Source organism: uncultured Lactobacillus sp. (assembly GCF_944327175.1).
Classification (GTDB): Bacteria; Bacillota; Bacilli; order Lactobacillales; family Lactobacillaceae; genus Lactobacillus.
The window spans coordinates 1-17,957 of the sequence record NZ_CALVGT010000017.1 but is presented as its reverse complement, the minus strand read 5'-3'; the positions used below and the strand labels follow the sequence as shown (position 1 = coordinate 17,957).

Annotated in this window: 17 protein-coding genes and 1 other RNA gene; 17 read left to right on the top strand and 1 reads right to left on the bottom strand. The window is 49.8% G+C overall.

Translation table 11 applies throughout. The features are described from left to right. The first annotated feature begins 5 nt into the window (after positions 1 to 5). The 14 genes from ugpC (at position 6) to Q0J41_RS02375 (ending at position 11,541) form a co-directional block, all read left to right on the top strand. The gene (ugpC, locus tag Q0J41_RS02440; protein ID WP_296225699.1) at positions 6 to 1,112 is read left to right on the top strand and encodes a sn-glycerol-3-phosphate ABC transporter ATP-binding protein UgpC; all 1,107 of its coding nucleotides are present in this window, start codon (positions 6 to 8) and stop codon (positions 1,110 to 1,112) included. Between the two features lie 140 nt (positions 1,113 to 1,252). Beyond that, complete coding sequence (locus Q0J41_RS02435) at positions 1,253 to 2,122, top strand: ROK family protein (RefSeq protein WP_296225697.1); 870 nt, start codon at positions 1,253 to 1,255, stop codon at positions 2,120 to 2,122. A 166-nt stretch (positions 2,123 to 2,288) separates the two neighbouring features. Further along, positions 2,289 to 3,260 carry a competence type IV pilus ATPase ComGA gene (gene comGA, locus Q0J41_RS02430; RefSeq protein WP_296225694.1) on the top strand — a complete coding sequence of 324 codons (972 nt, stop codon included), beginning with the start codon at positions 2,289 to 2,291 and terminating at the stop codon, positions 3,258 to 3,260. Beyond that, positions 3,232 to 4,230 carry a type II secretion system F family protein gene (locus tag Q0J41_RS02425; protein WP_296225691.1) on the top strand — a complete coding sequence of 333 codons (999 nt, stop codon included), beginning with the start codon at positions 3,232 to 3,234 and terminating at the stop codon, positions 4,228 to 4,230. Before comGA ends, Q0J41_RS02425 begins: the two co-directional genes overlap by 29 nt. Positions 4,231 to 4,247: 17 nt before the next feature. Further along, on the top strand, positions 4,248 to 4,571 hold the full coding sequence (gene comGC / locus Q0J41_RS02420) for a competence type IV pilus major pilin ComGC (RefSeq protein WP_296225688.1): 324 nt from the start codon (positions 4,248 to 4,250) through the stop codon (positions 4,569 to 4,571). Then, entirely contained in the window at positions 4,568 to 5,005 is a 438-nt protein-coding gene (locus Q0J41_RS02415) for a type II secretion system protein (protein ID WP_296225686.1), read from the top strand. The genes comGC and Q0J41_RS02415 overlap by 4 nt, the downstream gene beginning before the upstream one ends. Further along, complete coding sequence (locus Q0J41_RS02410) at positions 4,995 to 5,261, top strand: type II secretion system protein (protein WP_296225683.1); 267 nt, start codon at positions 4,995 to 4,997, stop codon at positions 5,259 to 5,261. Before Q0J41_RS02415 ends, Q0J41_RS02410 begins: the two co-directional genes overlap by 11 nt. Beyond that, positions 5,230 to 5,835, top strand: a complete 606-nt coding sequence (locus tag Q0J41_RS02405; RefSeq protein ID WP_366937237.1) for a hypothetical protein — start codon at positions 5,230 to 5,232, stop codon at positions 5,833 to 5,835. Before Q0J41_RS02410 ends, Q0J41_RS02405 begins: the two co-directional genes overlap by 32 nt. 142 nt (positions 5,836 to 5,977) lie before the next feature. Then, positions 5,978 to 6,976, top strand: a complete 999-nt coding sequence (locus Q0J41_RS02400; RefSeq protein WP_296225678.1) for an N-6 DNA methylase — start codon at positions 5,978 to 5,980, stop codon at positions 6,974 to 6,976. A 33-nt stretch (positions 6,977 to 7,009) separates the two neighbouring features. Beyond that, entirely contained in the window at positions 7,010 to 8,197 is a 1,188-nt protein-coding gene (locus Q0J41_RS02395) for an acetate kinase (RefSeq protein ID WP_296225676.1), read from the top strand. A 66-nt stretch (positions 8,198 to 8,263) separates the two neighbouring features. Beyond that, positions 8,264 to 8,625, top strand: a transfer-messenger RNA (tmRNA) gene (gene ssrA, locus Q0J41_RS02390). A gap of 294 nt (positions 8,626 to 8,919) precedes the next feature. Then, positions 8,920 to 9,075: a hypothetical protein gene (locus tag Q0J41_RS02385; protein ID WP_296225674.1), complete on the top strand. Its 156-nt coding sequence runs from the start codon at positions 8,920 to 8,922 to the stop codon at positions 9,073 to 9,075. Between the two features lie 178 nt (positions 9,076 to 9,253). After that, the gene (locus Q0J41_RS02380; protein WP_003613569.1) at positions 9,254 to 9,979 is read left to right on the top strand and encodes a response regulator transcription factor; all 726 of its coding nucleotides are present in this window, start codon (positions 9,254 to 9,256) and stop codon (positions 9,977 to 9,979) included. Beyond that, on the top strand, positions 9,976 to 11,541 hold the full coding sequence (locus tag Q0J41_RS02375; protein WP_296225643.1) for a HAMP domain-containing sensor histidine kinase: 1,566 nt from the start codon (positions 9,976 to 9,978) through the stop codon (positions 11,539 to 11,541). The genes Q0J41_RS02380 and Q0J41_RS02375 overlap by 4 nt, the downstream gene beginning before the upstream one ends. 47 nt (positions 11,542 to 11,588) lie before the next feature. On the opposite strand, the gene Q0J41_RS02370 is transcribed toward Q0J41_RS02375, so the two are convergent. Further along, positions 11,589 to 13,811 (bottom strand): LTA synthase family protein, encoded by a 2,223-nt coding sequence (locus Q0J41_RS02370; RefSeq protein WP_296225642.1) that lies wholly within the window; start codon positions 13,809 to 13,811, stop codon positions 11,589 to 11,591. A gap of 149 nt (positions 13,812 to 13,960) precedes the next feature. Between Q0J41_RS02370 and Q0J41_RS02365 the strand changes: the two genes are divergently transcribed. From Q0J41_RS02365 to Q0J41_RS02355, 3 genes are all read left to right on the top strand, one after another. Then, the gene (locus Q0J41_RS02365) at positions 13,961 to 14,587 is read left to right on the top strand and encodes a VanZ family protein (protein WP_296225641.1); all 627 of its coding nucleotides are present in this window, start codon (positions 13,961 to 13,963) and stop codon (positions 14,585 to 14,587) included. Positions 14,588 to 14,663: 76 nt separating this feature from the next. Further along, a complete protein-coding gene (locus Q0J41_RS02360; RefSeq protein WP_296225640.1) occupies positions 14,664 to 16,004 on the top strand; it encodes a glucose-6-phosphate isomerase in 1,341 nt (446 codons plus the stop codon). Between the two features lie 174 nt (positions 16,005 to 16,178). Beyond that, positions 16,179 to 17,780 carry a peptide ABC transporter substrate-binding protein gene (locus tag Q0J41_RS02355; RefSeq protein WP_296225639.1) on the top strand — a complete coding sequence of 534 codons (1,602 nt, stop codon included), beginning with the start codon at positions 16,179 to 16,181 and terminating at the stop codon, positions 17,778 to 17,780. The last annotated feature ends 177 nt before the right edge of the window (positions 17,781 to 17,957 follow it).

The window sequence follows — 17,957 nt, the reverse complement described above, 5'->3', positions numbered from 1 at the left end:
TAGCAATGGTACAAATTGATTTAGAACACGTATACAAAAAATATGAGAAGGCGAAGGATTATTCCGTTACTGACTTCAACCTGCACATCAATGATGAAGAATTCATTGTCTTCGTTGGCCCGTCAGGTTGCGGCAAGTCAACAACCCTGCGGATGATCGCGGGCCTGGAAGACATCAGCAAGGGGGACTTGAAGATCGGGGGCAAGCGGATGAATGACTTGCCGGCCAAGGACCGGGATATCGCCATGGTTTTCCAAAACTACGCCCTTTACCCGCACATGTCTGTCTATGATAACATGGCTTTTGGCTTAAAGATCCGCAAGACTCCTAAAGACGTGATTGACAAGAAGATCAAGAACGCGGCCAAGGTCTTGGGTTTGACCGAATACTTGAAGCGCAAGCCGGCCGACCTGTCCGGTGGGCAGAGACAGCGGGTGGCCCTGGGTAGAGCCATCGTCCGGGACGCGCCAATCTTCTTGATGGACGAACCTTTGTCAAACTTGGACGCCAAGCTCCGTGTTTCAATGCGTGCCGAAATTGCTAAAATTCACCACCAATTGAAGACCACCACGATTTACGTGACTCACGACCAAGTTGAAGCCATGACCCTGGCAGACCGGATTGTCATCATGAAGGACGGGAAGATCCAGCAGGTTGGGACTCCTCAAGAAGTTTACCGGCACCCAGTCAATGTCTTTGTCGGCAGCTTCATCGGCTCACCAGCGATGAATTTCTGCCGGGTTCACTTAAATGGTGACCATGTAGTGTCAGATGACGGGAGCATGAACTTCCTCTTGCCAGAAGGGCGGCTGAAGAAGCTGCGCCAGCAGGGCTACCAAGGCAAGGAATTGGTTATGGGGATCAGACCAGAAGACATTCACGCAGAGCAGATGTTCATGGAAACCTTCCCAGAAGATATTGCCACTGCTGAAGTTACGGTTTCTGAGCTCCTTGGGGCAGAGACCCAATTATACACAAACATTGGCAATAATGAAGTAGTCTGCAAGGTCGACTCCCGCGATTATGTCAAGCCCGGTGTCAAGGTTAAACTGGGCTTTGACATGAACAAGGCTCACTTCTTTGATCCGGCAACGGAAATGACACTTGACTAAACACTAAACTCTATTTCCTCTATAAAACTTTTCAAAAACTTCTCTTTATGAATTTCTGGTTAAAGTGTCAAAGGCTCGATCAAGTATCGGGCCTTTTATTATCAAACAAAACTTGATTAAGCAGCAATTGGAGGCAACTCATGACTATCAAACTAGGCAGCATTGAAGCTGGCGGCACTAAATTCATCCTGGCCCGCGCCGACGAAAGCGGGCAGATTTTGCAACAGGTCCGGATCAAGACGACCAGTCCTAAGGAAACTCTGGCAGCCTGCAGGGACTTTTTCCAAAAATATCCCGTGGATGCCCTGGCCATCTCATCTTTTGGTCCGGTTGACATCAATCCGCATTCACCAACCAGTGGCTACATCACCAAGACCCCGAAGCCAGGCTGGTCAATGACTGATCTGAAGGGGACTTTTGAAAAAGCCTTAAAAATACCGGTCTATTTGACCAGCGATGTCAATGGCTCTTGCTACGGTGAATATGTCGCCCGGGGCCGGCGGGATGACCAGACTTACCTCTACTTGACGGTTGGGACAGGGATTGGCGGCGGCATCATTCAAAATGGCCACTTCGTTGGTTATGCCAACCACCCGGAAATGGGCCACATGCCGGTAATACCTTATCCAGGTGATGACTACCCAGGCCATTGCCCATTTCATGGCCGCTGCGTGGAAGGGATGGCTGCTGGCCCTAGTCTGGAAGGTCGGACGGGAATTAAAGGGGAGGACTTGCCTCGTGACCATCAGGTCTTCACCTATGTGCACTATTACATCGCCCAGTGCCTCTTTAATGCCTACCTGGTTGCCCGGCCTGACGTGATGATCGTTGGCGGCTCAGTTTTAGGCGAAGATGATTTGAAGAGCGTGCGCGAGTTCTTTGACAAATTCAATAATAACTATGTGCAAACGCCGGCGCTGGAAGATTTGATTGTCCGCCCGGTCGTGGCTGATAATGGGTCAGCCACCTTAGGCAATTTTGACTTGGCCCGGCAGCTGCTAGAAAAGTAATGTTTATAAACTATATAGCGTAAAACGCGACTTTCTGAGGAAAGCCGTGTTTTTTTGTCTTCTTTTCCGATTTTTTGGAAAAAATTTGCCTTCTCAGAAAAAAATCGCGACTTTTGGCGTACTAGTAAGTGGAGGAGGAAAAAAGAGAAAAAGAAAGGAGAAGCTTGTGGAAGTTGAAGACAAAGCCCGGCAAATGCTGGAAGAGGCGGTCAAGATCCGGGCCAGCGACATCTTTTTCCTGCCCAAGAAGGGGGGCTATAAATTGCTCCTGCGGGCTGGGTATCTGGAAGAAAGGCCAGACCTGACCCTGGAAGTAGGCAATGAACTAGTCAACTGGTTCAAGTACCAAGCCGAAATGGATATTGCTGAACACCGCCGCCCGCAAGTCGGCAGCATGGCCGTCAATCTGGCAGGGCAAGACTATTGGCTCCGCCTATCCAGCGTGGGTGACTACCGGGGGCAGGACTCATTAGTCATCCGGATCATCTATGCTTTGGGGGAAAGCCGGTACTTTTTCCCGGACCAGTTTAAGGACCTGGTGGACCTTTGCTGGCGGCGAGGGATGATCGTGACCAGCGGGCCGACGGGGTCGGGTAAGACCACGACCATGTATGAGTTGGCCAGAAGGCTCAGCCAGACGAAAATGGTGATGACTATTGAAGACCCGGTGGAAGTGTATGAGGAGAGCTTTTTTCAAGCGCAAGTCAATGCCGGCGCCGGGATCAGCTATGTCAGTCTATTAAAGGCGGCCCTGCGCCACCGGCCGGACGTCTTGATCATCGGTGAAATCCGCGATGAAGAGACGGCCCATTTGGCGGTTGACGCGGCTTTAAGCGGCCACCTGGTTTTAGCCACAGTGCATGCCAAAAGTACCTACCAAACCATTTCCCGCCTGGAGAGCCTGGGAGTTAAAAATAACGAGCTGGTCAACTGCCTGACGGCGGTGTCTTACCAGCGCCTTTTGCCAGGCAAAAAGGGGCCAGCCTGCCTGCTGGACTTAGCCAGCCGGGAGGACTTGCTGGCCGCTTTAAACCAGCCGGTCAGAGGAAATTTCGCGGCTTGGGAGGAAAACTTGAGCAAGCTGGTGGAGAAAGGAGAGATTACGGAAAATGTGGCAAGGCAATATAAAGGCGGCTAAGCTGAAGCAAAGTGAGCAAGTGGACTTGCTGGCTTTTTTGGCCAACTGCCTGAAGAATGGCTTTTCCTTGACCAAGAGCCTGCAGCTTTTGCCCCTGCTTTGGCCCAAGCGGAAAAAGCAGCTGGCCCGGCTGGATGAAAAAATGCGGCAAGGTGAAGACCTAGGTCAGCTTTTAGCGGGTCTGGGCTTTAACAAGACGACGGTGACCCAGCTGGATATGGCGCTTAGCCAGGGCCGGCTGGATGAATCCCTGGCCCAGCTGGCCCTTTTGGGGCGGATGAAGAATGAACAGGTCAAGAAGCTGCAGGGGGAACTGGCCTACCCGGTTGTTTTGGCGGGGATGATGACCTTGATTTTGATCTTTATGCAGAACTTTTTGTCGGTAGAATTTGCTGGAAGCTCCGCCAAGCAGGGAGACCTGCTCTTGCTGCTTTTGGTCTTTTTACTGGTTTTGGTTATCTTGTTAGTCGTTATCGCGGCTGCTTATTTGAAAAAGCAGGATTACCAGTCTTTCAAAATGCTCTTAACTTGGCCGGTATTAGGGCCGGTGGTGGCCTTGTACGGACAGTATTTGATCTCCTATGACCTGGGCATGCTTTTAGCCAGCGGCTTTTCCCTGCAGCAGATGTGCGACTTTGCTTGCCGGCAGGCGCCGGGGTCACTGCAAGAAGAAGTGGGCCGGCGGGCAAGAGACGCGATCTTGCGGGGCAAGAAGGTGGAAGAGGTCATCCAGAAAGAGCCTTTTTTAAGTCAGGAGCTCTTGATACTGCTGCAAGCGGGCAGTGAGCGGGAGGAACTAAGCCGGCAGTGCCTGCTTTTGTCCCGGCTTTTGTTCAACCGCTTGCGCCAAAAGCTGTCCAAGCTGATTGTCAATGTGCAGCCGGTCTGCTTTATCTTGATCGGCCTGTGCATTATCGGGATGTATTTGAAGCTGCTTTTGCCGATTTACGACAGTATGCAGCAGCTTTAGTATTGCGGAGGAAAAAAATGAAACATTTAAGACGGTTCTGGCCAAAGCGCCAGCGGGCTTTTACCCTGATTGAAATGGTGATCGTGGTGGCAATTATCGCGACCCTGGTTCTTTTGATCTCGCCGAATTTGCTGGCCCAAAAGGATCGCGCTGACCAGCGGACTAACGATGCTTTTAATACGACCATCCAGACCCAAGTGGAGCTATATGAGGAAAATACGGGCAAGACTCCGGTTTCTTTCCAGGAAATGGTGGATGCTCATTACTTGACGCAAAAGCAGGAGAAGCAGGCTGAGGATAAGAAGCTGGCGATCGGTGACTTCGCCAAGAGCGGAGAATGAGGCAGAGAGCCTTCAGCCTGCTGGAGACGGTGATAACCTTGGCTATCGCGGGGATGCTGCTGGGTATCGGGGAGATGAGCTTTCAAGGCTTTGAGGACAAGATCAATTTCGACTGCTTCTGCCGGCAGGCGGCGGGACTTTTTCAAGAGAAAATCAGAAGTGCCGCCATTACGGGAAAAAGGGTCGTAGTCTACAACCAAAGCAGCCAGGGCAAGCTGGAAGTCATTCAAGACGGCCAGCATGAGTGCCTCAAGATTCCGGATGGAGTTTCGGTCTATACATCTTTCAGTGATAAAACCGGCTTCAACATCACCGGTGACGGGACCACCAGCCAGCCGTTTACCTTGAAAATCGTAAAAAACGATCAGGGGAAAGAGGAGTATGTTAAAAAATATACCTTTTTGCTGTCGTGGGGGAAGATCAATGAAAAGTAAACAGGAAGGCTTTTTGGCCCTAGAGGCAGTAGTCGCTCTGGCCATCGTCTGCATCGCGCTAACCGCCATGGTGAACTGCCTCAGCGGGCTGAAGAAACTAGAGCAAGAGTCAAGCCAGCGGGCCAACCAGGCCCTGGCCTACCGGATGCTGAAAGAGTGCCCGGTCAAGCGGGTTAAGGTCAGAGACCATGAGTATGTCTTGACCGGCAAAGGAGACCTGTATGATGAAACCCAGCAGAAGATTTGCCAGAAGTAAGGCTTTTAGCTTGATGGAGACCATGGTCGCCCTCTTAGTGACGGTGATTTGCCTGTCTCTCTTGTCATCGTGCCTAAAGCTTTTTACCCTTTTTGAAAAAGACCGGCACGACCCCAATGAACTGGCCTTTTCTTACGTCCAGTTCGCCAAGTTTTTGAAAAAGGACAGCCAGCGAACTTATATTGATTTTGACTATACCAATCCTTTGAAGATCATGTTTATCAAAGAAGAGAAAAAGAAAGATAAGAAGGGGGAAGAAAAGATAGACAAAGTTGGCTACGTCTTGGAGATGGACAATGGCGGAAATAATCTTCGGGTCAGAAGATCCGGGACAGACGGCGGCAACATGACCCTGCTGCCAATCTGGGGGGCAACATTCGCGGCCAAGGATGGCTTGATGGAGGTCCATATCAATGAAAAGGGGAAAAGGTCAATTTTGTATTTTAAAGTCGATAAGGCGCCGGAAAAAGAGAAGGAGGCTGAGAAAAAGAGTGAAGATCAGGCTAAACCGGCAAAGGGGGAGCGCCCTGCTGACCAGCGTGCTGCTGCTAGCCACGACCATTCTGCTGATTGAAAGATATCTGGATGCCTATAAGCACATTATTTGGATCAACCAGCTGCTGGCAAATTACCTCTGGGGTGGGTGAAATTTCTTGCACCCTTCCTTGTAAATCATTAGAATTGGTATGTATTGCAAAGAAGGGTGGACTTAAGTCATGAATAGAATAGAAGAACTGTTTGGGCAGACTCTGGAAGCAGTCGAATGCTTGCAAGAAGCCTTGAACGTGTCCCTGGCTGATGCCTTGGTGGAAACTTTTGACAACCTGGAAAGCGGGGAAATCCGCGTGGAAATGGGAGCCCCGGAGCAAAAGACGGTGGCTGAGCTTGAAGAACGCTACGCAGCTTTGGACTACAAGAACTGGTCCAAGGCCCAGAAAGAGCAGGTTTATGGCCTCCTGGTCCTTAAGGCCATCAATGATGACGGCCGGGATGCCAACCAAATGCCGACTCCGCCACTTTTGGCCACGGTCTTGACCCTGTTTATGGACAAGCTCCTGCCTAAGAAAAAGCAAGTTCTGCTGGACTCGGCAGTTGGCAGCGGCAACTTGCTCTTCTCAGTTGACCAGCAATTGGCTGCCCAGAACCATTCAGCAGACCGCTTTAACTTGGTTGGCCTGGACAATGACGAAGAGATGCTTAACTTAGCCGACGTGGCCGCCCACTTGGCGGGGTTAAAAGCAGACTTTTACTGCCAGGATGCCTTGACCGACTGGCCAGTCAAGCCAGACGTAGTGGTCAGCGACCTGCCGATCGGCTTTTACGCCAACGATGACAATGCCAAGAACTTTGACCTCCGGACCAAGGAGGGGCACGCCTACGCGCACGCCCTCTTCGTTGAGCAAATCGTCAAGAACCTGGCTGAAGACGGCTTTGCCTTCCTCCTGGTGCCGCAGAACATGCTGACCGGGACGGTTGGGGCCGACTTTATGCCCTGGTTGGCCAGCAAGGTCCACCTGCAGGCCATCGTGCAATTGCCAAGCAGCTTATTCCAAAGCAAGATAAGTCAAAAAAGTATCCTTATCTTCCAAAACCACGGCCAAAGCAAGCCGCCGAAGGAAGTTTTGCTCACAAAGCTTGAGAATCTGAAGAAGGAAGAATCTTTGGTAGCCCTTAATATTAAACTGAACGAGTGGTATACTAAAAAAGATAATTAAGTTTGTGAAGTGAGTAAAAGGAGTCTTTTAATAATGGATAAGATTTTAGCAATCAACTCTGGTTCATCTTCATTTAAGTATAAGCTGTTCTCATTAGCTGATGAGAGTGTATTAGCTTCCGGCTTGGGCGACCGTATTGGTATCGATGGTTCAACCTTTTCAATGAAGTTGGCTGATGGAAGTAAGTATGAAGCAGAAGTTGACCTGCCAAACCAGGAAGTAGCCGTGCAAACCCTGCTTGACTGGCTGAAGGAATACGGCGTTATTGCAGACGTTAAGGAAATTGTCGGCGTTGGCCACCGGATCGTGAACGGCGGGGAATTGTTCCCAGACTCAGCAATCATCGACAAGGACAACATCCACGAGATTTTCGACTTGACTGACTACGCTCCTCTGCACAACCCTGCAGAAGGCCGCGGCATTCAAGCCTTTATGAACCTCCTGCCGGACGTGCCGCAAGTTGGCGTCTTTGACACTTCCTTCCACCAGTCAATGGATGAAGTACACTACATCTACTCCTTGCCATATGAATACTACGAGAAGTACAAGGCCCGTAAGTACGGTGCCCACGGCACTTCTGTCCGTTACGTTTCCGGCAAGGCGGCTGAATTCCTGGGCAAGGACCTCAAGGACCTTAAGCTGGTTGTCTGCCACCTGGGCTCAGGCGCTTCAGTTACTGCAGTTAAGGATGGTAAGTGCTACGACACTTCCATGGGCTTCTCACCTTTGGCTGGGGTAACCATGGGGACCCGGTCAGGTGACGTTGACCCGTCAGTTCTGCAGTACATCATGAAGAAGGAAGGCATCACTGACTTCAACGAAATGATCGACATTTTAAACCACAAGTCAGGCCTCCTGGGCATTTCCGGCGTCTCCAGCGACATGCGGGACATCAGAGAAAGTGATGACAAGCGTGCCAAGTTGGCTGGTGCTGTCTTCGTCAACCGGGTAGTCCGCTACGTTGGCTCTTACATTGCTGAAATGGGCGGGGCAGACGCGGTTGTCTTCACTGCCGGGATCGGCGAACACGATGATGAAGTCCGTGAAGGGGTCATGAAGGCATTGTCATTCATGGGCGTTGACTTTGATGTCGAAGCTAACAAGGCGGGCGACGAAGGTTTCATCACCAAGGAAGATTCCAAGCTGGCTGGCTTGGTAATTCCAACTGACGAAGAATTGATGATCGAACGTGACGTTGTCCGTTTGGCTAAGCTTAAGTAAAAGTTTTTAAGCAGAATATTTGAGGGCATGGTCATTTTTTGCTAAAATAATCATGTTCTCTATTTTGGGGATGTTTTGGGATTCGACAGGCGCAGACCCGCGCTGGTTGCGATTCGTAGGTTACGTCTACGTTAAAACGTTAAACAGTTTAAATTAACTGCAAACGAAAACTCATACGCTGTAGCTGCTTAGTTCAGCCCAGCTGCCAATAGACTGCCTGCCCGTGGCGGTCTTGCGGTATCAACCTTACGGGATACGCTTGCTTATCACACCTGAATAAGCGAGAAGAGACTAACAGGTTAGCCGTAGCTGTTTAGCCCTGTCATATGGCGTTTTGCCCCGGTGAAGGTTAAATAATATGACTATGATCGTAGAGATTAGTGACGGGATGCGTTTGGACAGGGGTTCAATTCCCCTCATCTCCATCTGTCTAAAGAAGGCGCGTGTGATTAATGCACGCGTCTTTTTTGTGGAATTTTTATCTTCAAAAATGAAAGAATTCTCCAATATATGCAACGATAAGCTGGAAAGAGCGGTATAGTATAAGAGATAAGTGTTTAGAAGGTGTAACTAAAGGGGAAGAAATGAAAATGATTTTCCGAAGCTAGCCACTGGAATAAAATAACAAATGCAATAAATCGCAAAGGAATCAAGAGTATAATTAAAAGAGTAGAAGCTATTGTTTTGACTGTAAATACACTTTTTAGTGCGGGAGGTCAACTATGAAACTCAAAGAATTTTTGCTAGGAGCTTATAGCTGCCAAGAAGTCAATGACAAGGGCAGGACCAAGCTCAAGGTCGACCTTTCCCCAGGCCTGCTGCCAACGGCATTTTTTGCCTGGGTGGTTTACAAATTCTTGACCAGCGGCGATGATTAAAAGTAAACTTTTTTCTTGTAGGAATTAAGTGAAAAACTATATAGTTGAGTCAATTAGCCCCAAACTTGTGAGTTAAGTTTCAAGCTTTTTTCATAGAATGATTGGCGGCTTTTGATACTTTTTTGCTACGATGATAATACAGTGTGGATTGCACAATTTTTTGGTAAGGGGTTAAAACATGAAGATCTTAATGGTAGAAGATGACAAGTCAGTTTCACAAATGATGGAATTGTTCTTCAAGAAGGAAGGCTGGGAACAAGTTTCTGCCTACGACGGTGAAGAAGCAGTCGAAATTTTCCAGACTCACCCGCGGGACTTTGATATCATCACTTTGGACTTGAACCTGCCAAAGAAGGATGGGATTCAAGTGGCCAAGGAAATCCGCCGGATTTCTGAAACGGTTCCGATTATTATGCTGACGGCTCGTGACAGCGAATCTGACCAAGTTCTCGGCCTGGGCGTCGGAGCTGATGACTACGTAACCAAGCCATTCAGCCCAATCGCCTTGATTGCCAGAATCAAGGCCCTGCACCGGCGGGTAATGCTGGAAGGGCAGCCAAGAAACCTGCCGAAGAACATCCCAAGCAACGACTTCGACCTGGAAACCAACCACATCCGGATCTCCAAGAGCCGGCGGGAAGTCTACTTTGACGAAAACCGGGTTGAAGGCTTGACGCCAAAGGAATTTGACCTGCTCTACACCATGGCCCAGAAGCCAAAGCAAGTCTTCTCCCGGGAACAGCTCCTGGAACTTGTCTGGGGCTACGAATACTTCGGTGAAGAAAGAACTGTTGACGCCCACATCAAGAAGCTGCGCCAGAAGCTGGAAAAGTCCGGCCCGCAGATCATTCAAACCGTCTGGGGCGTGGGCTACAAGTTTGACGATTCACAGGTTAACGCATGAAACTGATTTATCAGCATATTCTGAGTTTTTTGGTAGTCATCTTGACTTCAGTCATGATCATTGGCTTTTCAACGATCAATTATCAGAAGGAACAGGCCTATCAAAGCAACTATACGCGCTTGGAAAGTTATGCCGAGAATCTCTCGACCCTGCAGCTGTACTCTAAAAAGACGCAGAGCAAGAACTCACCGCCGGTTTTTTCCACGGATTTTCTGCAGAAGTTCTCTTTCGTCATGCGGGATGAAAATCTTAAACTGTTTTTGATGGATAAGAATTTTAAGACGACTTATCCCCTTGGCGGCTATGACATCTTGAAGAAGTCAGCTAAATCGATGCTGAAAAAGGGGCAGGTAGTCCGGATCAAAGACGACCACAGCAGCGAGCAGCAGGGCCTTGCCCCGAAAATCCAGGGCTGGGTAAAGCGCGATGGCTTAAGAAAGCGGAGCAACCGACTTTTTGCTGCTGAAAGCTATACCTGGGTCGTGGTTCCCCAGATCCAAGGATCGGGTTCAAACAAGAAGGTAGTCGGGGCCATCATGATTGGTTCCCGGGTTAAGGACGTCCTGCAGGCCGTGAGTCAGGCCAAGGCAAACCTGGCCCGGGCCCTGGTGATCACCTTCGCAGTCAGCTTGATCTTGAGCTTTGTTCTGGCCTACTACCAAACTGGCCGGATCAAGAAGCTCTCCCTGGCTGCCCGCAAGGTTGCTGACGGTGACCTGGACGTCCAGGTTGACCACCGCCATGCCGATGAAATCGACGACCTGGCTGAAAACTTCAACGAAATGGTTCAGTCTCTAAAGGCCTCAAATGAAGAAGTCAAGGCTCAGGAAGAGCGCAGGGAACAGTTCATGCAGGATGTGGCCCACGAAATGCGGACGCCTCTGACGACCATTAATGGCCTTTTGGAAGGGATGAAGTATGATGCCATCCCGGAAGAATCAATTCCAGAGTCCATTGACCTCATGAACCGGGAAACCAAGCGCTTGATTCGCCTGGTCAATGAAAACCTGGACTACGAAAAGATCAGAAGTGGGAAGATCCAGATGATGAAGTCCCAGTTCAATGCCCGGACCATCATGAACGACGTTCAGCAGCAATTGACCCAGAACGCGGCCAAGAATGGGGACAAGATCATCCTTGATGCCCCAGAAGATTTACCGGTTTATGCTGATCAGGACCGCTTCAAGCAGATGCTGGTCAACTTGACCCAGAACGCCATCCAGTTTACCAACAACGGGACGATCACGCTTAGGGGCCGGCGCTTCCAGCATGGGGCGACCTTCAGCGTCCAGGATACCGGGATCGGGATGACCCAGGAGCAAAGCAAGTACATCTTCGAGCGCTTCTACAAGGCTGACCCGGCCCGGGCCCGCTACGGCGGCACTGGTGAATCCGGCCTGGGCTTGTCGATCGTCCTCTCTTTGGTCCGCCAGCACGGCGGGGAAATCAAGGTTACTTCCAAGCCGCATGAAGGCTCAACCTTCATGATCACCCTCTTTGACCAAGGGCATGAGAAGCACTATGATAAAAAGGACAAGAAAGAGTCCAAAGATAAAGAATAGCGACTAAAAAAGCTTACCGACTGCTGCCGGTAAGCTTTTTGCTTCTTCTATTTAGTTTTCTTGCTGCTGGCTTTACTTGAGCTGGAACTTTTACTTGAGCTGGATGAACTTGCAGTCATGCTCTCATTCATGGAGCTGGATGAGGACAGGACGCTTTCCGGGATCTGGGTGATCTCGCTTTGCCGCTTGGCCAGTTCACTTGCGTCGGTCTTGTAGAGCTTGCTGGTGTCGCCTTTTTGGCTGATGATGGCTGTTGACTGCTTGCCCAGCTGTTCAATCAGGTCCATCATCTGCTGGTAGTTGGTGCTGTAGTTGTAATCGCTCGGGATGACCGGGCTGAAACCCTTTGGGGTGTAATAGCGGAGCAGGTTCTTGTTGTTGAGGGAGTCCGAGTAAGCCAGGGAGGTCTTGCTATAAGCAGCCAGCTTCTTGACTTCGGCTTTTTGCTTTTCGGTCAGCTTGGTCAAAAGCTTGCCGCTGGCATCATAGACATTGCCCTTGCTGGTCTTGCCCCCGATCAAGACGTATTTCGGACTGATGACCGTCCCATTTCTGAAGACGACAATTTGCTTGTGCTTAGCTGACAGCATGTCCGTGCCAAACTGGACGTATTGCTTGCTGGAGATGCCCAGCAGGTGGAGGATGGTTGGCAGGACGGCGATTTCACCGGCCAGGGTTGACTTGATCCCGCCCTTTAAATTGGAAGCGTGGATCATGAAAGGTACCTTTTGCATCTGGGCGGTGTTGTAGCTGGACCAGTCATTCGGATCCTTGCCGATCAAAGGCGCCAGGGTGGTGTACTCTTCATTGCTCAAGCCGTAGTGGTCCCCGTAGATGACGATCATCGACTTCCCATAGAGACCGGATTTTTTCAAGTAATTGAAAAATTCCTTCAAGGCCTGGTCCAGGTAGTGAGCGGTCAAAAAGTAATTATTGATTGTCGCGTCACTGGTTGAGCTGGTCTTGAAGTTTGGATCCTGATCAGCCGTGGCCAGTTCAAAAGGTGTGTGGTTGGTGACCGTGATGAACTTGGCATAGAAGGGCTGCTGCATTCTTTCCAGGTACTTGACGCTTTCGGCAAAAAAGAGTTTGTCCTTAAGCCCGTAGCCGGAGCTGTCCCTGCTTTCCTGACTGAAGTAGTTCTTGTCAAAGAAGTAGTTGTAGCCCATATTCTTGTAAACATCATTCCGGTTCCAGAAGCTGCCGACATTGCCGTGGAAGACGGCAGAGGTGTAGTTGTTGTTTGCCCGCAGGATTTGCGGGGCAGCCTGGAAGGTGTTGTTGGAGCCTAATGAAGTGAAGAGTGACCCGTCAGAAATCCCGTAGGTGCTGGTCTCCAGCATATTTTCCGCGTCACTGGTTCTGCCCAGGCCAACCTGGTGGTAGAAGTTGCTGTAAGACAGGGTGTGCTTGTTTTTGTAGAGGGAATTAAGGAAGGGAGTAACTTCCTTGCCGTTGACTTTCATCCCGATCAAAAACTGCTGGAAGCTCTCCAGGTGGATGATGATCACGTTTTTCCCTTTTTCCGCTCCGAAGTATTCGGAATTAGCCGGGGCGTAATTCTGCCGGGTGAAGTTGATGATCTTGTTCAATTCACTGGTCGAAGCATTCTTGGTTACGGTCGAGCTGGATTCGTTCTTAATAGCGTCATAAACTGTGAAGGTGTCAATGCCCAGGTACTTGACCACGTAAGTCCGGTCAAAAGTGTTCTTGAGCAGGCGGGGCCGGTTGCATTCAGCCATCATCATGTTAAGGCCTAAAACGAAAAGGCCGAAGGATGTAATGGCAAAGGTCCTGGAAAAGCCGTATGACCGCTGGTCAATTTTGATTACTTTTATCGCCAGCAGGATAATGATCACGACCAGGTCCAGCCAGATCAAAATGTCGCTGGGCGCCAAAAGGGCCGCGCTGGACTTGCCCAGGCCCTGGGAAACCTTGCTGATGTTGGCCATGGTTTTAACCGTGATGAAGTCGGTAAACTGCCGGTAGTAAAGGACGTTGGCAAATAAAAGCGCCGTGTTGGCAAAATCGAGGGCCAGCATGGCGATGTAGGAGGCCAGAGGCTTGGAAAAGTAAAAGCCCAGGCTGATCAAAATGATGCTCATGCCCAGGGGGCTGAACCACATGATGATGTGCTGGAGGGGATTGGCCAGGCCTAGATTGAAGTCGCAGTAAGCGACAAAGAGGTATTTCAGCCAGTAACAGATGACCAGGAGGGCCAAAAAGCCAGTCCGGCTTTGAAATTTGCCGAGAAATTTGCTGTGTTTCAATGTCGTTTCTCCTTTTATAACTGTCTTAATTTTAAAGGTTGTGGCAAAAATAGACAAATATTTCCCCAGAGTTATTGCTTTCTTAAAATTTTTCCCCAAAAAAAGCTTGTATAATGTAAGCAGACCCTAGTAGATTGGACCCAGCGAGCATGTTGTTTTTAGCACCTTTATACAATTATTTAGCCAGCCAGTACGCCACCAGGATCAATCACTTTGCCCTAATCAAGTTAACCTTGCAGGGCCTGGACAAAACTATTTTTTACTTTCTGCTCTTTGCCTTGGTCCGGGTCATCTGGCTTTTGGCTGTCCGTAAAAGGCGCGGGCTCTGGTCAGAATTCGGCCTCTGGCTCTTCGTCTTTTACTTTCTCCTGGTGCTGATGCTGACGACCTTCAGGTCATTCTACTTCCCTTGGGAACTGAATTTCCATTGGACGCGGCCGCTTAGCAATATCAACCTGGTCTTCATGAAGAATACCTGGAAATTAATCTATGCCCAGAGTAAGGTCGATTTTTACTATAACTCTATGGGCAATATCTTAGCCTTCGTACCCTTCGGGGCCCTGCTGCCCAATCTGCTGCAAGTCAAGCGTTGTTTTGGCCGGGTCTTTTTCCTGGGGGTCTTGTCATCGGTAATGATCGAGATCCTGCAGTTTTTGCTCATGACAGGGGTCAGCGACATTGACGACGTCTTCTTCAATGCCTGCGGGGTCCTGCTGGGCTACGGGCTCTACTTTTTGCTAGTTCAAATTTGTGTAAAAAATCCCAATAAAGACTAGCAATGAAAGGGCAACAATGATACTATTATCTTGTGAATGATTTATTTAACATTTTCTAGTGAGGAAGCATAAATCAATGAATAGTGTAGTAAGTTTTGACAGTAGTAAATTGACTCCTTTTGTTCACGAAAACGAACTGAAGGAAATGCAAGCAATGGTTAACGCCGCTGACAAGGAATTTCGCGAAGGCACTGGTGCCGGCAACGACTTCCGCGGCTGGCTGGACCTGCCAGTTGACTATGACAAGGACGAATTCGCCCGCATCAAGAAGGCTGCTAAGAAGATCCAAAGCGACTCCGACGTTTTGATCGGGATCGGGATCGGCGGCTCATACTTGGGTGCCCAAGCAGCCATTGAATTCTTGAACTCATCATTCTACATGGCTGAAAAGAGCGACTATCCTAAAGTTGTCTTCTGCGGTAACAGTCTGTCAGGCACTTACTTGTCAGACTTGATCAACTGGCTGGGCGACAAGGACTTCTCCTTGAACATCATCTCCAAGTCCGGTACCACCACTGAACCATCAGTTGCCTTCCGGGTTTTGAAGGCCAAGTTGATTGAAAAGTACGGCAAGGAAGAAGCAGCCAAGCGTATTTACGCAACCACTGACCGCCAAAAGGGTGCCTTGAAGACCGAAGCTGACGCTGAAGGCTACGAAGAATTCGTAGTTCCAGATGACGTCGGCGGCCGTTTCAGCGTGTTGTCAGCTGTTGGCCTTTTGCCAATTGCTGCTGCCGGCTGCGACATCGACGCCTTGATGCAAGGTGCCGCTGACGCCCGGGCTGCTTATACTGACCCTGACGTAAGCAAGGACTCTCCATACCAATACGCTGCCTTGAGAAACATCCTTTACCGCAAGGGCTACACCACTGAACTTTTGGAAAACTACGAACCAAGCATCAGAATGTTTGGCGAATGGTGGAAGCAATTGATGGGTGAATCAGAAGGCAAGGACCAAAAGGGCATCTACCCGTCAAGTGCTAACTTCACGACCGACTTGCACTCACTTGGCCAATACATCCAAGAAGGCCGCCGGAACTTGATGGAAACTGTTGTCCGCGTTGCTGGCCCACGGGCTGACGTGGAAATTCCAAATGACGAAAGCAACCTGGACCAACTGAACTTCCTGGCCGGCAAGACCATGAACTATGTCAACGACCGGGCTTACGAAGGCGTTGTTTTGGCCCACACTGACGGCGGGGTTCCAGTTATGACCGTCAACATCGCTGACCAAAGCGAACACACTTTGGGCTACTTGATCTACTGGTTCGAATTGTCAGTTGCCATCTCCGGCTACTTGAATGGGATCAACCCATTTAACCAGCCAGGCGTTGAAGCTTACAAGCGCAACATGTTTGGCCTTTTGAACAAGCCAGGCTACGAAGACTTGCACGACGAACTGGCAAGCCGCCTGTAATCTTTCGTAAATGAAACTAAGAAGAGCAAGATCCGCGGATCTTGCTCTTTTTTTGTTCAATTTGACATTTTTCGGCCAAAGATAATAAAATAATTAGATTAAGTGCTACAATTTAAGGGAAACCAAAAGAGTATTGCTTATGTTACCGTTTTAGTAATAGGGGGGTAAAGGAAGATGTCATCAAGTAAAATTGCCTTGACCGGACTTGCTTTAGCTGCGTTAACGTTAACAGCCTGCAGCAAGCAGGAGAGCAGTCAAAAGGAGCAGGATTTGAACTGGTCAGTCGGCGGGGAAATCACCACGATGGACCCCTCCAAGGCTACGGACGTGGTCAGCTTCAGCCAGATGATCAATTCAATGGAAGGGCTCTACAGAAACAGCAAGGACGGGCAAAGTCAGGGCCTGGCCACTAGCGCCCAGGTTTCCAAGGATGGGCTGACTTATACTTTCAACTTGTGCAAGTCCAAGTGGAATGACGGCACGCCCGTAACTGCCCAGGACTTTGTCTACTCCTGGCGGCGGACCGTCAATCCCAAGACTGAGGCCGAGTACTCATATCTTTTTTCCGGGATCAAGAACGCCAATGCCATCCAAAACGGCAAAAAGCCGGTTTCCAGCCTGGGGATCAAGGCTGAGGGCAAGTATAAGCTGGTCGTCATTTTAGAGAAGCGGATGGCATATTTTAAGGACCTCATGGCCTTCCCAGTCTTTTTCCCGCAGGAGGAAAAAGCTGTCAAGAAATATGGGGACAAGTACGGGACGGCTTCCAAGTACATGGCTTATAACGGGCCTTTTATCCAAAAGGGATGGACGGGTTCCAACCTGTCCTGGAAACTGGTCAAGAACCCGGATTATTGGGACAAGCAGAGCGTCAAGCTTGACCAGATCAACTTCACGGTTAACAAGACGGCGACTACCGCCTACAACCTCTACCAGTCAAACAAGATTGATGCCCTGGGCCTGGACTCCAATTTGACCAAGCAGTTCAAGGGCAAGAAGAACTACTACAGCCTCTCCAACGGGGGGACTTACTACCTGGAACTTAATGAAAAGAACCCGAACCTGGCCAACAGCAACATCCGCAAGGCCATCTCCCTGGCCATCAACCGGGAGAACCTGATCCGGATTTTAGGCGGCAACAACCAAGTGGCCAATACTTACACAGCCAAGGGCTTGACTGAATATGACGGGGAAGACTACACCAGCATGATTTCCTCCTCGGCCAAAGACCTCTACAAGTACCAGCCAAGCAAGGCCAAAGAGTACTGGCAAAAGGGCCTAAGTGAAGTCGGCAAGTCCAGCTTGACCTTGAACCTTTTGACCAGTGACAGCGACGGGGGCAAGAAGACTGGCGAGGCCCTGCAGAGCATGCTGGAAACCCAGCTGCCAGGGCTGAAATTGACGGTCACCAGCGTTCCCTTCAAGACCCGCTTGGCCCGGCGGGAAAAAGGCCAGTTCCAGATCTGCGGGTCAGACTGGATCGCTGATTTCGGTGACCCGATTTCCTTCTTGGAACTTTTGACCAGTAAAAACAGCTCCAACTACGGCTCCTGGAAAAACAGCCAGTATGACAAGCTGATTGCGGCTTCCAAGAACACCAATGACCAGGAAAAGCGGCTCAAGGACATGAGTGAGGCGGAAAGCATCCTGCTTGACGATGCCGGCGTCATCCCGCTTTATTACGAGGACGATGCCTGGCTGATCCGGTCAAACGCCAAGGGCTGGATCTGTAAGCGGAGCGAGTGGAACTTCAAGGAAGCCTATGTGACTAAGTAAAGTAATGTCAATGGTAACCCCTTACTGAAGTAAGAGGCTTGAAGCGCAACCTTTAGGTCTCTTATCTTTAGCAGGGAAGCTGGAGAAATCCGGCTTTCATTGTCTAGACTAAGCTATCCAATCGGCTTCGGCTGACTGGATAGAGGAACTACGTTATCCATGTCATCACACCCAAGG